General features: G+C 72.2%; 7 protein-coding genes. 2 read left to right on the top strand and 5 right to left on the bottom strand.

Annotated elements, in window-relative coordinates:
* Positions 1–3 precede the first annotated feature (3 nt).
* On the bottom strand, positions 4–1863 hold the full coding sequence (gene ftsH / locus WMF45_RS02350; protein WP_437715341.1) for an ATP-dependent zinc metalloprotease FtsH: 1860 nt from the start codon (positions 1861–1863) through the stop codon (positions 4–6).
* A gap of 278 nt (positions 1864–2141) precedes the next feature.
* Between ftsH and WMF45_RS02345 the strand changes: the two genes are divergently transcribed.
* Together WMF45_RS02345 and WMF45_RS02340 are read left to right on the top strand one after the other, a co-directional pair.
* On the top strand, positions 2142–3101 hold the full coding sequence (locus WMF45_RS02345; RefSeq protein ID WP_437715340.1) for a DUF58 domain-containing protein: 960 nt from the start codon (positions 2142–2144) through the stop codon (positions 3099–3101).
* A complete protein-coding gene (locus WMF45_RS02340) occupies positions 3098–5254 on the top strand; it encodes a VWA domain-containing protein (RefSeq protein ID WP_437715339.1) in 2157 nt (718 codons plus the stop codon). The genes WMF45_RS02345 and WMF45_RS02340 overlap by 4 nt, the downstream gene beginning before the upstream one ends.
* A 91-nt stretch (positions 5255–5345) precedes the next feature.
* Here WMF45_RS02340 and panB read toward each other — a convergent pair whose 3' ends face one another.
* From panB to rpoC, 4 genes are all read right to left on the bottom strand, one after another.
* Positions 5346–6293 carry a 3-methyl-2-oxobutanoate hydroxymethyltransferase gene (gene panB / locus WMF45_RS02335; RefSeq protein ID WP_012233049.1) on the bottom strand — a complete coding sequence of 316 codons (948 nt, stop codon included), beginning with the start codon at positions 6291–6293 and terminating at the stop codon, positions 5346–5348.
* A gap of 218 nt (positions 6294–6511) precedes the next feature.
* Positions 6512–7141 (bottom strand): GNAT family N-acetyltransferase, encoded by a 630-nt coding sequence (locus WMF45_RS02330; protein WP_437715338.1) that lies wholly within the window; start codon positions 7139–7141, stop codon positions 6512–6514.
* Between the two features lie 21 nt (positions 7142–7162).
* A complete protein-coding gene (locus WMF45_RS02325; protein WP_437715337.1) occupies positions 7163–9412 on the bottom strand; it encodes an HD domain-containing phosphohydrolase in 2250 nt (749 codons plus the stop codon).
* 397 nt (positions 9413–9809) lie between these two features.
* Positions 9810–14093 (bottom strand): DNA-directed RNA polymerase subunit beta', encoded by a 4284-nt coding sequence (gene rpoC, locus WMF45_RS02320; protein WP_437715336.1) that lies wholly within the window; start codon positions 14091–14093, stop codon positions 9810–9812.
* Positions 14094–14218: the final 125 nt, after the last annotated feature.

Raw genomic sequence — 14218 nt, 5'->3', positions numbered from 1 at the left:
GGCTCACGCCGCGCTCGGCGGGCCCACGGCGATCTTCCGCCGCGTCGACACGGCCGCGATCTCCTCCAGCTCCTCGCCGCGCAGCGTCTCCTTGAGCACGAGCGCCTCCGCGACCGCCTCGAGGCCCTCGCGGCGATCGACGAGCAGCTGCTTGGCCTTCAGGTACATCTCGCCGAGCCGCTCCCTCACCTCCTCGTCGACCTCGCGGGCGGTCTCCTCGCTGCACGTGCGCTCCTCCTGGAGCACGCCGAGCATCGGCGCGCCGACGGTGCGCGCGAGCGCGGCCAGCCCGAGGCGCCGGCTCATCCCGAGGCGGGTCACCATCTCGCGGACGAGCGCCGTGGCGCGCCCGAGATCGTCGTGCGCGCCGCTCGATACCTGCCCCAGCGCGATCTCCTCCGCCGCCCTGCCGCCGAGCATCACCGTGACGCGCGACTCGATCTCCTGCTCGGTGACCAGCTGGCGCTCGTCGCGGGGCACCTGGATCGTGACGCCGAGCGCGCCGATCGTGCGGGCCACGATGGACACCCGCTCCACCGGATCGGCGGCCGGCAGCGCGAGCGCGACGAGGGCGTGCCCGGCCTCGTGGTAGGCCACGCGCCGCCGCTCCTCCGCGGTCATGATCTGCCCGCGGCGCCGGAGCCCGAGCTGCGAGCGATCGAGCGCCTCGTCGAAATCGGCCTGTCCGATCTCCCTTGCGCCGCGCCGCGCCCCGGCCAGCGCGGCCTCGTTGACGATCTTCGCGAGATCGGCGCCGACCATGCCCGGCGTGCGGCGCGCCACGAGCCCGAGCTCGACGTCGCCCGCGAGCGGCACCCGCCGCGCGTGGACGGCGAGGATCGCCTCGCGGCCCCGCAGATCGGGCCGATCCACGATGACCTGGCGATCGAAGCGCCCGGGCCGCAGGAGCGCCGGATCGAGCACCTCGGGGCGGTTGGTGGCGGCCATCAGGATCACGGTGGTGCGCGCGTCGAAGCCGTCGAGCTCGGCGAGGAGCTGGTGGAGCGTCTGCTCTCGCTCGTCGTGGGTCGCGAGGGCGCCGAGGCCGCCCCGGGTCCTGCCCACGGCGTCGATCTCGTCGATGAACACGATGCTGGGCGCGCTCTTGCGCGCCTCCTCGAAGAGCTCGCGGACCCGCGCGGCCCCGAGCCCCACGAACATCTCGACGAACTCGCTCGCGTTCAGCGAGAAGAACGGCACGTTCGCCTCGCCCGCCACCGCCCGCGCGAGCAGCGTCTTGCCGGTGCCTGGCGGCCCGATGAGCAGGAGGCCGCGCGGGATCCGCCCGCCCAGCGAGCGGTACCTCGAGGGCTCCTTGAGGAAGTCGATGACCTCGACGAGCTCGTCCTTGGCCTCATCGACGCCGGCGACGTCCGAGAAGCGCACCGGGTCCTGCCTGGATCGATCGTAGATCTTCGCCTTGCTGCGCAGGAACCCGAGCGGCCCGCCGGCCCCCTGCCCCGCCCGCCGCACCATCATGAAGAACGCCGCGTTGATGAGGAGGAGCGGCAACGTCCAGATCGCCACCTGCATCCACACCGACGTCTGGGGGCTCTTCGCCTCGATGCGGACCTGCTTGTCGAGCAGCGCCCTCACGAGCGGCTCGTCCTGGACGCCGGGCAGCCGCGTCACGCGGACGCGCTCCTCCGGTCGTTGCGGGCTCTCGCGGCGGCTCAGCTCGATCTCGTCGGGCTTCACGATCGCCGCGGCGATCTCCCCGCGCCGCACCTCGGCGACCGCCTCGTCGTACGGCACGAGCGGGCGCCCTCGTGACCTGACGACCCCGGAAAGGACCAGGATCCCGACCGCGATCAGCAGGTACCCGAGCCACGCGCGCGACGCCGGCCTCTTCTCGTCAGCCATTCCACGGAGCTGATGTGCGGCGAGCGCCGCCTCGGCAAGCCCTCGCCCCCGGAAGAACGGGAAAGCCCACGAGAAAGCCGCGCGAGGGAGGGAGCCCAGGAGCGTCGCCGAGCGCGGCTCGGCGCGCCGCCGGCGCACGGCCGCCGCGCGTCCGACGCACGGCTGCGGCGCGTCCTCCCGCAGCGCCGACGCACGGCGGCCGCGCGTTCCCCCGCAGCGCCGACGCGCCGCTGCCGCGAGGTGATCGCCCGGTGGATCCAGGCTAAGAAGCGGGCACCGTGCCGCTCGCCTCCGACCGCGCCTCGCTCGCCGCGTTCCCCATCGACTGGGGCGGGCTCGCCCCGCTCCGCCTCAAGTCGCGCGCCGTCGCCGAGGGCGTCTACGCCGGGATGCACCGGAGCGTCCGCAAGGGCGCGGGCGTCGAGTTCGGCGGCCAGCGGCCCTATGTGCCCGGCGACGATCTCCGCTTCTTCGATCGCCGCGCCCTGCTCCGCCACGATCGCCTCATGGTGCGCGAGTTCGAGACCGAGACCGATCGCGCCCTCTGGCTGTGCGTCGACGCGACCGCCTCGATGTCCTACCGGGGCCGGCGCGCGCCCGGCGCCAAGCTGGCCTACGCGGCGCTCATCGCCGCGGCCATGGCCCGCGTCGCGCTCGCCACCGGCGACCCTGTGGGGCTCGCCTGGCTCGGCGGCGCCGGCACCCACGGCCTGCCCGCGATGGCGGGGCGCGAGGCGTTCGAGCGCATCGTCGGCGCCCTCGAGGCCACCTCCGCCGCCCAGGACTGGAGCGGCGACGCCGGCGCCGTCGAGCGCGCGCTCGCGCCCATCGCGAAGAAGGCCCGCCGCGGCGCCGTCGTCCTGCTCATCTCGGATCTCATCGATCTCGCTCATGAATCCGGCGCGGCCCCGCCGGGCGCCGATCGCGCGCTCTCGGCGTTCACGTCGCTGAGCACCGGCGGCCGCACGCTGATCGCCCTCCAGGTCCTCGATCCCAGCGAGGCGACGCTCGACTTCGAGGGCAACGTGCGCCTCCGCGCCCTGGAGGGCGGCGCGGTCGTGGAGGCCGACGCGGGCGCGGTCCGCGCGCAGTACCAGGCGCGCCTCGCCGCCCTGGCCGAGGCCTGGTCGCGGGCGCTCGCGTCGCGCGGCGGCCGCCTGCTCCGCGCGACGAGCGCCGATCCTCCGACCGACGTCGTCCGCTCGCTCGTGCAGGCGATCGCCGAGGTGCGCCGATGAGCTTCGTCACGCTCGGCGCGCTGCTGGTCGCGCTGCTCGTCGGCGCGCCCGTCGCCGCGCACCTCCTGCGCCGTCGCCGCGCCGAGGAGCGGCCGTTCCCGCCGGCGCGCCTGGTCCCGCCCACGCCGCCGACGGCGCGGCGCCGGAGCCTCCTCGAGGACCGCGCCCTCTTCGCCACCCGGGCCGTCTCGGTGATCGCGCTCGCGGTGCTCGGCGCCACCCCGCTCCTGCGCTGCTCGCACCTGTCGCTCAGCCGCAGGGCCGGCGCGTCGGTCGCGCTCGCCATCGTCGTCGACGACTCGCTCAGCATGCGGGCGCGCCCGGACGGCGCCGGGGGCGCCGCGCGCGACGGGCGGTCGATCAACGCTTCCTCGCAGGCGCCCTCGCGGTTCGAGCGCGCGCTCACGGCCGCGCGCGAGCTCGCCAGCGGCCTCGCTCCCGGCGACGCCGCGGCGCTCGTCCTCGCGGGCGCCCCGGCCCGCGTCGCCCTCGCGTCGACAACCAACCTCGCCGCCGTCGGCGAGGCGCTCGACGCGGTGGCGCCGTCGGACCGCGCCACCGACATCGACGGCGCCCTCGCGCTCGCCCGCGATCTGCTCCGTGGGCTGCCCCAGAGCGACAAGCGCATCGTGCTCCTCAGCGACCTCGCGGACGGCACGCCCGGCGCCCCGCCCATCTCGGGCACACCCGACATCGCCACGTGGGTGCCGCTCCAGGAGCTCGAGGCGACGGGCGAGGACTGCGGGATCGTCCGCGCCGATCGATCCGGCCAGAAGGCGCGCGTCCGCGTCGTCTGCACCGCCGCGTCGACCGCGGCGCGCGGGCCCGACATCGCCGTCGCGCAGCGAGACGGCGGCGCGGCCGCTGCGCCCGCCGCGGGCTCGGCCGCCGCGGGCGCCTCGACGACAGGCGCCTCCGCCGCGGCGGGGCGATCCCTCGAGGTGCGCGCCGGCGACGCCGTGCTCGGCAAGGTCGCGCTCGATCCGGCCCTGCGCACCGAGGAGCTCTCGATCGACCTCCCGGCCGGGACGCCCGAGATCCTGATCGCCGCGCTCACCGGCGGCGACGCGATCGCCGAGGACGACCGCGCCCCGATCATCTCCGCCGGCGGCCCGCTCTCGATCGCGGTCGTGGTCGACCCCGCGACCACGCACGTCGAGACGGGCGGCCCGCCGCCGCTCGAGCAGGCCCTCTCGGCGCTCGACCTGGACGCGCAGATCAGGCCGCTGCCCTCGGTCCCGGAGCACGCGGACGAGCTGGCCGCGCACGCGGGGCTCATCGTCGACGACGCGCCCGGCTTCACGCCGGAGGTGCGCCGCTCGCTCGCCGCGTGGGTCGAGCGCGGCGGCGTCGCGCTGCTGACGCTCGGCCAGCGCGCGGCCGCGGCGCCGCTCGGCGCCGGGTTCGAGCCGCTCGTCCCGGGCGTCGTCCGCTGGTCGGCCTCCCCGGTGCCCGGCGTGGACCCGGCGACGGCGGGCTGGCTCGGCCCGTCCGCGCCCGGCCTCGCCGACGTCGCCCCGCGCGGCCGGGCGACGCTGGGCGCGGAGGCCTCGGAGGGCGCCGAGGTGCTCGCCCGGTGGGCGGACGGCGCCCCCTTCCTCGTGCGCCGCCCGCTCGGGCGCGGCGTGGTGCTGTTCATGACGCTGCCCCTCGGCACGGACGAGAGCGACGTCGCGCTGCGGCCCGCGTTCCTGTCGTTGCTCGACGGCTTCGTCGGCGCCGCGCGCGCCCGCGGCGGCGCGCGGCGCCTCGCCGCGGGCGAGCTGTGGACGTTCGACGGCTACCACGACGTGAAGGTCGAGCGCGTGCGGGTCGATCGCGACGGGGCCTCGCAGGGCTCGCGGTCGCGCGAGGCGCTCCCCGTCGCCGAGGTCGAGCGGCGCCTGCGCGTGTCTCCGCCGCTCGCCGGCCTCTACGAGCTCACCCTGGACGGCGAGCGCTCGACGCGCGTCGTGTCGGTCCCCGAGCGCGAGATCGACCTCCGCCCGAGGCGCGTCGCCGAGAGCGCCCGCGCGGCGGAGCTGGGCGGCATGGCCGCATCCATCGACGGGTCGCCCTACGTCGCGCTCCTGCTGCTCCTGTTGCTCGCGGTCGAGCTCTTGCTGCGCTCCATCGGAGCGCGGCAGGAGCCGGCGGAAGGCCAGGCGAGCTGAGGCCGGCTCCCTCCGGCGCGCTTGCCGGCACGGAGCAGCCGGCGTCGAGTCGAGTCAACCGACCACACCGCGCCGCGCCGCGCAGCCGCGCTCAGTGCGTCTGCCAGTGCGGGGGGATCTCGTCGGCCGGCGCGAACTCGGGCTTGGCCGGCGCCGCGGGCACGGTGGCGGCCCGGCGAGGCCCGTTCGGCTTGAAGCTGTGCTCTGCAGCGGGGAACGTGCGCGACTGCACCTCGTCCACGTAGGCGCGCGTCGCCTCCACGATCTGATCGCCGACCTCGGCGAAGCGCTTCGCGAACTTCGGCGTCAGCTCGCGGAACATCCCGAGCAGATCGTAACAGACGAGCACCTGCCCGTCGCAGCCGGCCCCGGCGCCGATCCCGATCGTCGGGACGGAGACCGCGGCCGTCACCTCCTGCGCGAGGTCCGGCGGGATGGCCTCGAGCACGATCGCGTAGGCGCCCGCCTCGTCGAGGACGCGCGCGTCGGCGATGAGGCGCTCGGCCGCCTCGTCGCCCTTGCCCTGCACCTTGAACCCGCCCATCGCGTGCACCGACTGCGGCGTGAGCCCGAGGTGACCCATCACCGGGATGCCCGCGGCGACGATCCGGCGCACGTGCTCGGCGATCTCCTCGCCCCCCTCGAGCTTGATGCTCTCGAAGCTGCCCTCCTTCATCATGCGCCCGGCGTTCTCGAGCGCGTGCATCGGAGAGAGCTGGAAGCTCATGAACGGCATGTCGCCCACGACGTGGGCGCGGCGCGCGCCGCGCGCCACCGCGCGCCCGTGGTAACAGATCTCCTCGACCGTCACGGGGAGCGTCGTCGTGTGCCCCTGCACGACCATCCCCAGCGAGTCGCCGACGAGAAGCAGATCGGCGCCCCCCTCGTCGAGCAGCCGCGCCATCGTGAAGTCGTACGCCGTCACCATCGCGATCGGCGAGACCCCTTTGCGGGAGCGGATCTCGGGGACCGTGACCTTCGTCGAGCGCTGCGCTGGCCTGCGTGCGCTGCCGCCACCGTTGCCTTGCGGACCGTACATGTGCCTCCGGGTCGCGGCCGCACTCGCGGTCCACGCCTCGGGACAAGCTAGGGCGGCGCCCGCTGCGGGGCAAGACGCGGCGCGCGGTGGTCGCGGGCGGTTGAGCCCCAATCTTCAGCGTTCTCGCCAGGTTGCCGGCCGGTCGCCGGCCGGTCGCCGGCCGGCAGGGGCGTGCGGCCGGGACGCCGCGCGGCGGCGCGCTCACAGCAGCGGCCGGATCAACCGTGGCGCGGGCCGGCGCCGCGGACGGGGTGCGCTGCCCCCGTCGTTCGCGAGCCGCCCGGAGGCGCGGGCCTCGGGTTGGTGAGCGCGGTCAGGACGTGATCGCGCCACGCACCATCGATGAACAGGTAATCGCGCGCGTACCCCTCGACGACGAAGCCGAGGCGCCGGAGCAGCCGGCCGCTGCGCTCGTTGTGCGGCAGGTAGTTCGCCATCACCCGGTGGAAGCCGAGCGTGTCGAACATGTACGCGTTCGCCGCCTCGATCGCCTCGAACATCAGGCCCGAGCCCACGGCGCGCTGGTCGAGCGAGTAGCCGAGGGTCGCGGCCTGGAAGGCGCCGCGGACGAACTGCGTGAAGTTGCAGACCCCGATCACCTCGCCGCCTGGGGCGCTGCGCAACTGCAGCGCGAGCCGGAGCGCGCGATCCGCGGCGAAGTCCTCGTGGTCGCGGAGGAGGCGCTCGCGCCAGAACGCCTCGGTGTAGAAGCCCTCGGGGCGCGGCGGATCCCACCGCGCCAGGTGATCGCGGTTGCGCTCGAAATAGGCGAGGTAGCGGCCAGCGAGCTCGACGGGAGGGACGAAGAGGCGCAGCCGCGGGGTCTCGATGCAGACGGGGCTCTTCAAGGGGCCTCCAGCGCCACGCGCCTAGGACAAGGTCCCTTCGTCGAGGCGGCGCATCCCTTCGAGGAGCAGCGCCTCGGGTGACGCGGTGATGCTGCGGGTGCTGGGCGAGAAGCTCGGGTCGAGGCGGAAGTCGCCCTCCGTGAGCGAGAGCATCCGGTAGAACGCGTCCTCGCCCTGCGCGCCGGCCCAGAGCGCATGGACGACCTGCCCGTCGGCGAAGTGGATCTCGCCGGCCATGGAGTTCGCCTGGATCTTGAGCGCGCACGTCTTCCGGCCGTGCCAGAGGATCTGGATCATGTCCGGCAGGCCCATCTCGGCGAGCGAGCCGGACACGCCGCGGGGGACGGCGGTCGTGGAGCGCCGCTCGATGAGCTGGCGGAGCTTGGCGGCCATGACGTCGGTCGACGCCGGCTTGGAGACGAAGTCGTCGACGCCGAGATCGAAGGCGCGCTGGGCGGTCTGCCGGTCCGTCTTCGTGGTGAGGATGACCCACGTCTTGTCGCGGCCGAAGCCGAGCTTCAGCGCGTCGGCGCGGAGCGCGAGGCCGGCGTCGGGCTCCTCGAGGTCGATCTCGCTCACGACCACCTCGATGTCCTTCGTCTCGAGCTCGCGGCGCGCCTGCGCCACGTTGCGCGCGATCGAGACCTCGAAGCCCTGCTCGAGCAGGCGCAGCTCGAGCACCGTCGTCTCCTCGGGATCCGGATCGACGATGAGCGCCTGGTGCCGATCGGAGAGCAGCTTCGCGCGCATGTCGTCGCCGGTCATGACCTGGCGGAAGAGATCGACGATGTTCGGATCGAAGATGGTGGCGCGGTACTGCGCGAGCACGTCGCAGGCCTCCGGCGGGCGGAGCGCCTTGCGGTACGGGTTGCGCGGGTTCTGCGTGAGATCGGCGTAGGTGTCCGCGACCGCGAGGATGCGCGCGCCGAGCGGGATCTCCTTGCCGGACAGGCCATCGGGGAAGCCGCTGCCGTCGTAGCGCTCGTACATCATGCTGATCGCCGAGACGACCTCCTGCGGCAGCCCCACCGACTCCATGAGGTGCGCCGGAAGATCGACGCTCTTCGTCGCCGCGAGCCGGTGCCCCTCGTACTCGGCGACGTTGAGCGCGGTGAGGTGGTACGGGCCGTTCTTGCCGAGGTCGTGCAGGTAGGCCGAGGCCACGTAGCTCGCGACCGTCGTCGGCGGCAGGCCGATGCGCTCGCAGAGCTTGCGCACGATGCGGGCGACCGTGGAGGAGTGGCCTCGGAGGTCCTGCCGCGCGTTCTCGAGCAGGCTCACGAGGACGTTGAGCGTCTCGACGTACGCGTGGGTCGTCGTCGGGTGCGGCGGCGGCGGGGGCGGCGCCGCGGCGACCGGCGCGGAGATCGGCGCGGGAGCGACGTGCTGCTGGGGGGGCGGCGATGGGGGCACCGGCGTGGGCGGCGGCCCGGCCGGGGCCACTCGGGGCGGCGCGGAGGGCGCCCGCATCACCGCGGGCACCTGCGGCGCCGTGACGAGCGCCGCGGGCACCGGCGCCGCCTGCGTGGGCGCCGCGTGCGCCGGCTGCACGTGCATCGCCTGCGGGTGCATCGGCGCGGCCTGCGTGGGCGCCGCGTGCGCCGGCAGCCCGTGCATCGTCTGCCCGTGCATCGTCTGCCCGTGCGCCGGCTGCGGGACCGCCGGCACGTGCGTCATCGACGCGCGTTCGTGCGTGATCGACGCACGCTCGTGCGTCATCGACGCGCGCTCGAAGGGGTTATTGCTGTTGGTGTAGAGGATCTCGTCGAACGAGTTGACCGGGCGCAGCAGCGAGTTGAACGCGGTCGTGTCGCCCCGGTAGTGGTACGCGATGGCCGCGCGGACCGCGGCCGGCCTGGCGACGATGGCGCGTACGTCCCGCACGCCCGCGGCGAGCCGGATCTCGTGCAGCGCGACGTCGTTGTCGGGATCCGCCGTCGCGACCGAGAGCGTCGTGTTCCGATCGTCGAGCAGCACCGGGAAGACGCCGTGCAACGTCGCGGTGATCGCCGAGACCTTGGCGAGCACGCGGGGCTCGATGATCGCCTTCGAGAGCTTCTCGGTCGAGACGAAGCGGGTGTTGTGGACGGTCGCGATGAACTTCAGGAGCTCGGCCTCGTTGACGATGTCGAGCTCGATGATGGCGTCCTCGATACGGCCGCGCGTACGCATCGCGTACTCCACCGCACGACGGTGATCGTCCGGGGTGATGCGCCCCTCGAGGACGAGGCGATCGGCAATCCGCTGGTTCAATCCTTGAACGGAAGCCATCGAAACCCTGATTCTACCCAGAAATTGGAGGTGGCGCGCCCAAGAACCCTCGCGGAACGGGAGCACGCGGGGAGAGCTGGCCAGCCGCTCGCGGCGTATGCAGCCATGGGGTGCGCTCGAGGAATGAGAGCAGAGCTCGGCGCGGCGCGCGAGCCCCGTGAGCATTCCAGCCGACGCCGGTTGGCTGGCGAGGCCCGCTCGACCCGATACGCTGCGACGTGGAAGTGAAGACTGGCTCCGGGTAGGCGCGCGCGCCACGTCCGGCGCGACTCGTGAGGCCGATGAGCCTGGGGCGAAAGGCAAAACGCCTCCCGAGCCGCAGCGAGCGCGCTCCGGGAGAGGGGCGGCGCGCCCGGGATCGGGGTTGGATCCCGCCCTGGGCGCGCCGGCAGGCCGACTACTCCTCGTTCACGGCCGTGAGCGTCTCCTCGGGACGCGGCCGGGGGGCGACGTACGGCGCTTGCGCCACCGGCTCGCCCTCGACCACGACCTGGAGGCGCTTGTAGGCGGGCAGCCCCGTCCCGGCCGGGATCAGGCGGCCCATGATGACGTTCTCCTTGAGACCGCGGAGATCGTCCGTCTTGCCGTTGATCGCGGCCTCGGTGAGCACCTTGGTCGTCTCCTGGAACGACGAGGCGCTGATGAACGACTCGGTCGACAGGCTGGCCTTGGTGATGCCGAGGAGGAGCGCCTCGGCGATGGCGGGCTTGCCGCCGCGCTCGAGCACGGTCTCGTTCTCCTTCTCGAAGATGTGCTTCTCGACCTGCTCGTCCACCAGGAAGTTCGTATCGCCGACCTCGCGCACCCGGACCCGCCGGAGCATCTGCCGGACGATGACCTCGATGTGCTTGTCGTTGATGCCGACGCCCTGGAGCCGGTACACCTGCTGGATCTCGTTCACGAGCCAGGCCGACAGCTCCTTCTCGCCCTTCACCCGGAGGATGTCGTGCGGGTTCGGCGGGCCGTCCTGGAGGGGGTCGCCCGCGCGCACCCGGTCACCCGGCTGCACCTGGATGTGCTTGCCCTTCGGGATCAGGTACTCGCGCGCCTGATCGCCGAGCGCATGCCCGTCCGGCGAGTACGGCGTGATGATGACCTTCCGCTTGCCCTTCGTGTCCTTGCCGAACGTGACCTCGCCGTCGATCTCGCTGATGATCGCGTGATCCTTCGGCTTTCGGGCCTCGAACAGCTCGGCGACGCGGGGCAGACCGCCGGTGATGTCCTGCACCTTCGTCGTGTCGCGCGGGATCTTGGCGATGACCTCGCCGGCCTCGATGAGATCCCCCTCCTGCGCGACGATGTGGGCGCCGACAGGGAGCAGGTAGCGCGCCTCGAGCTCGCTGTTCGGGAGCTTCAGCGTCTTGCCCGACTCCGGGTCCTTCAGCGAGATGCGCGGGCGGACGTCGGCCGCCTTCGACTCGATGACGACCTTTCGCGAGAGGCCCGTCACCTCGTCGAGGCGATCCTGCACGCTGACGCCCTCGATGAGGTCGCCGAACTTCACCACGCCGGAGACCTCGGTGAGGATCGGCGTCGCGAACTGGTCCCACTCGGCGAGCAGCTCGCCGGGCTTGGTGCGCTCGCCGTCGGCCTTCTTGAGGATGGCGCCGTAGACGAGGCGGTTGTGCTCGCGCTCGCGCCCCGTCTCGTCGACGACCACGATCTCGCCGTGGCGGTTCATGACCACCATGGTGCCGTCCTTCTTCTTCTGGACGACCGCGCGGCGGAGGCGGACGGTGCCCTCGGTGCGGGCCTCGAGGTAGCTCGCCTCGATCTTGCCGCGCGCCGCGGTGCCGCCGATGTGGAAGGTGCGCATCGTGAGCTGCGTGCCCGGCTCGCCGATCGACTGGGCGGCGATGATGCCCACCGCCTCGCCGATGTTGACCCGGTAGCCGCGCGCGAGGTCGCGCCCGTAGCACAGCGCGCAGACCCCGCGGCGGAGCTGGCACGTGAGCACCGAGCGGATGACGACCTCCTCGATGCCGGCGTCCTCGATGGACCGCACCGCCTGCTCGTCGAGCTCGGTGTTCGCCGTGATGAGCACCTCGCCGGTGAGCGGGTCGACGACGTCCTCCAGCGCGACGCGGCCGAGGATGCGGTCGCCGAGCGGCTGGATGACCTCGCCGGCCTCCTCGAGCTTCGCCACGCGGATGCCGTCGAGCGTGCCGCAGTCGAACTCGGAGATGACCGCGTCCTGCGCCACGTCGACGAGCCGCCGGGTGAGGTACCCCGAGTTCGCCGTCTTGAGCGCCGTGTCGGCGAGACCCTTCCGGGCGCCGTGCGTCGAGATGAAGTACTGGAGCACGCTGAGACCCTCGCGGAAGTTCGCGGTGATCGGCGTCTCGATGATCTCGCCGGACGGCTTGGCCATCAGGCCGCGCATCGCGGCCAGCTGCCGGATCTGCTGCGTGGAGCCGCGCGCGCCGGAGTCGGCCATGATGTAGATCGGGTTGAAGCTCGGCTCGATCGACTCCTTGCCCGTCTCGTGGTCGACGATCGTCTCCTTGCCGATGCCGGCCATCATCTCGGTCGTGACCTGGTCGGCGATGCTCGCCCAGATATCGACGATCTTGTTGTACCGCTCGCCGTCGGTGATGAGCCCCTCCTGGTACTGCTCGACGACGCGCTCGACCTCCTTCTGCGCCTCGCCCAGAAGGACCTTCTTGGCCGGCGGGATCACCATGTGATCCATGCAGATCGAGATACCCGCCCGCATCGCGTGGTCGAAGCCGAGCGTGCGGAGCCGGTCCGCGAGGAGGACGGTCTCCTTGTTGCGGTGGATGCGGTAGCAGACGTCGATGAGCGCCGAGAGCGCCTTCTTGTCGAGGGTCTTGTTCGCGTACTCGAACGCGACCCCCTTCGGGAGGACCTCGGAGATGATGACGCGGCCCACCGTGGTCTCGACGACGCGGCGCTTCACGTGGCCGAACTCGTCGAGCTGCGGGTTGCCCTCGTCGTCGATGATCGGGACGCGGACGCGGATGCCGGCGTGCAGCGCGACCTCGCCGTTGTCGTACGCCATCCGCACCTCCTCGAGGGAGGCGTAGACGCCGCGCAGGTAGCCCTGCGCCACGCCGTCCTCGCCGAAGGCGAGGGTGTCCGCGCGGTACGACCCCTTCTCGAACTTCCGCTCGCGGGTCGCGTAGTAGAGCCCGAGCACGATGTCCTGCGTCGGGTTGATGATCGGCTTGCCGCTCGCGGGCGAGAGGATGTTGTTCGTGCTCATCATGAGCACGCGCGCCTCCATCTGCGCCTCGACCGACAGCGGCACGTGGACCGCCATCTGGTCGCCGTCGAAGTCGGCGTTGAACGCCGCGCAGACCAGGGGGTGCAGCTGGATCGCCTTGCCCTCGATGAGGACGGGCTCGAACGCCTGGATGCCGAGGCGGTGGAGCGTCGGGGCGCGGTTCAGGAGCACCGGGTGCTCGCTGATGACCTCCTCGAGGATGTCCCAGACCTCCGGGCGCTCCTTCTCCACCATCTTCTTGGCGCTCTTGATGGTGTTGACGTAGCCGCGCTCTTCCAGCTTGTTGTAGATGAACGGCTTGAAGAGCTCGAGCGCCATCTTCTTGGGCAGGCCGCACTGGTGCAGGCGCAGCGTCGGGCCCACGACGATGACGGAGCGGCCCGAGTAGTCGACGCGCTTGCCGAGCAGGTTCTGGCGGAACCGGCCCTGCTTGCCCTTCAGCATGTCGGAGAGCGACTTGAGCGGGCGCTTGTTCGGGCCGGTGATCGTCTTGCCGCGGCGGCCGTTGTCGAACAGCGCGTCGACCGCCTCCTGCAGCATGCGGCGCTCGTTCCGGATGATGATCTCCGGCGCGTTCAGCTCGAGGAGCCGCTTCAGGCGGTTGTTGCGGTTGATGACGCGGCGGTAGAGGTCGTTGAGATCGCTGGTCGCGAAGCGGCCGCCGTCCAGGGGGACGAGCGGGCGCAGATCCGGCGGGAGCACCGGGATCACGGTCAGCATCATCCACTCGGGCCGGTTGCCGCTCTCACGGAACGCCTCGACGACCTTGAGCCGCTTCGCGAGCTTCTTCCGCTTGGCCTCGCTGGTCGCGGCGCGCATCTCCGTCCTGAGCAGCTCGGCCAGGCCGTGGACGTCGACCTGCTTGAGCATCTCGAGGATCGCCTCGCCGCCCATGCCGGCGCTGAACTTGTCGTCACCGTACTCGTCGAGGAGCTGCAGATACCGCTCCTCGCTCAGGAGATCGCCCCGCATGAGGCCAGTCTCCTTGGGATCGATGACGATGTACGCCTCGCAATAGAGCACCTTCTCCAGGTCCTTGAGCGTGATGTCGAGCATGTTGCCAATGCGCGACGGCAGGCTCTTCAGGAACCAGATGTGGGCGACCGGCGTCGCCAGCGAGATGTGTCCGAGCCGCTCGCGCCGGACCTTCGACTGGATGACCTCGACGCCGCACTTCTCGCACACGATGCCACGGTGCTTCATGCGCTTGTACTTGCCGCAGTTGCACTCGTAGTCCTTCACGGGCCCGAAGATCTTGGCGCAGAACAGACCATCGCGCTCCGGCTTGAACGTCCGGTAGTTGATGGTCTCCGGCTTCTTCACCTCGCCGTGCGACCACTCGCGGATCTTCTCCGGGCTCGCGAGCGAGATGCGGATGGCGCTGAACGACAGCGGGTCCTTGGGCTTCTCGAAGAAGCTGAAGATGTCACGCATGGAGACCTCCGGAGACAGAAACGAAACCGATGAACCTGTCCGCGCCCACTGCTTGAGCGTTCGGGAGCGCGCCGCCCGCGCGGCGCGCCTCCCCTGCCGTCACCGAGAAGGCGCGCGGCGCTCGT

This window comes from Sorangium sp. So ce448, from assembly GCF_051520915.1.
GTDB lineage: Bacteria > Myxococcota_A > Polyangia > Polyangiales > Polyangiaceae > Sorangium > Sorangium cellulosum_B.
Note: the sequence above shows the minus strand (reverse complement) of the source record. Positions and strands in the feature narration are given on the sequence as shown.

Bases quoted from the DNA above. Each gene is read 5' to 3' on its own strand.
- WMF45_RS02340 (WP_437715339.1), top strand. From the start codon at position 3,098: ATGAGCTTCGTCACGCTCGGCGCGCTGCTGGTCGCGCTGCTCGTCGGC.
- rpoC (WP_437715336.1), bottom strand. From the start codon at position 14,093: ATGCGTGACATCTTCAGCTTCTTCGAGAAGCCCAAGGACCCGCTGTCG.
- WMF45_RS02325 (WP_437715337.1), bottom strand. From the start codon at position 9,412: ATGGCTTCCGTTCAAGGATTGAACCAGCGGATTGCCGATCGCCTCGTC.
- ftsH (WP_437715341.1), bottom strand. From the start codon at position 1,863: ATGGCTGACGAGAAGAGGCCGGCGTCGCGCGCGTGGCTCGGGTACCTG.
- panB (WP_012233049.1), bottom strand. From the start codon at position 6,293: ATGTACGGTCCGCAAGGCAACGGTGGCGGCAGCGCACGCAGGCCAGCG.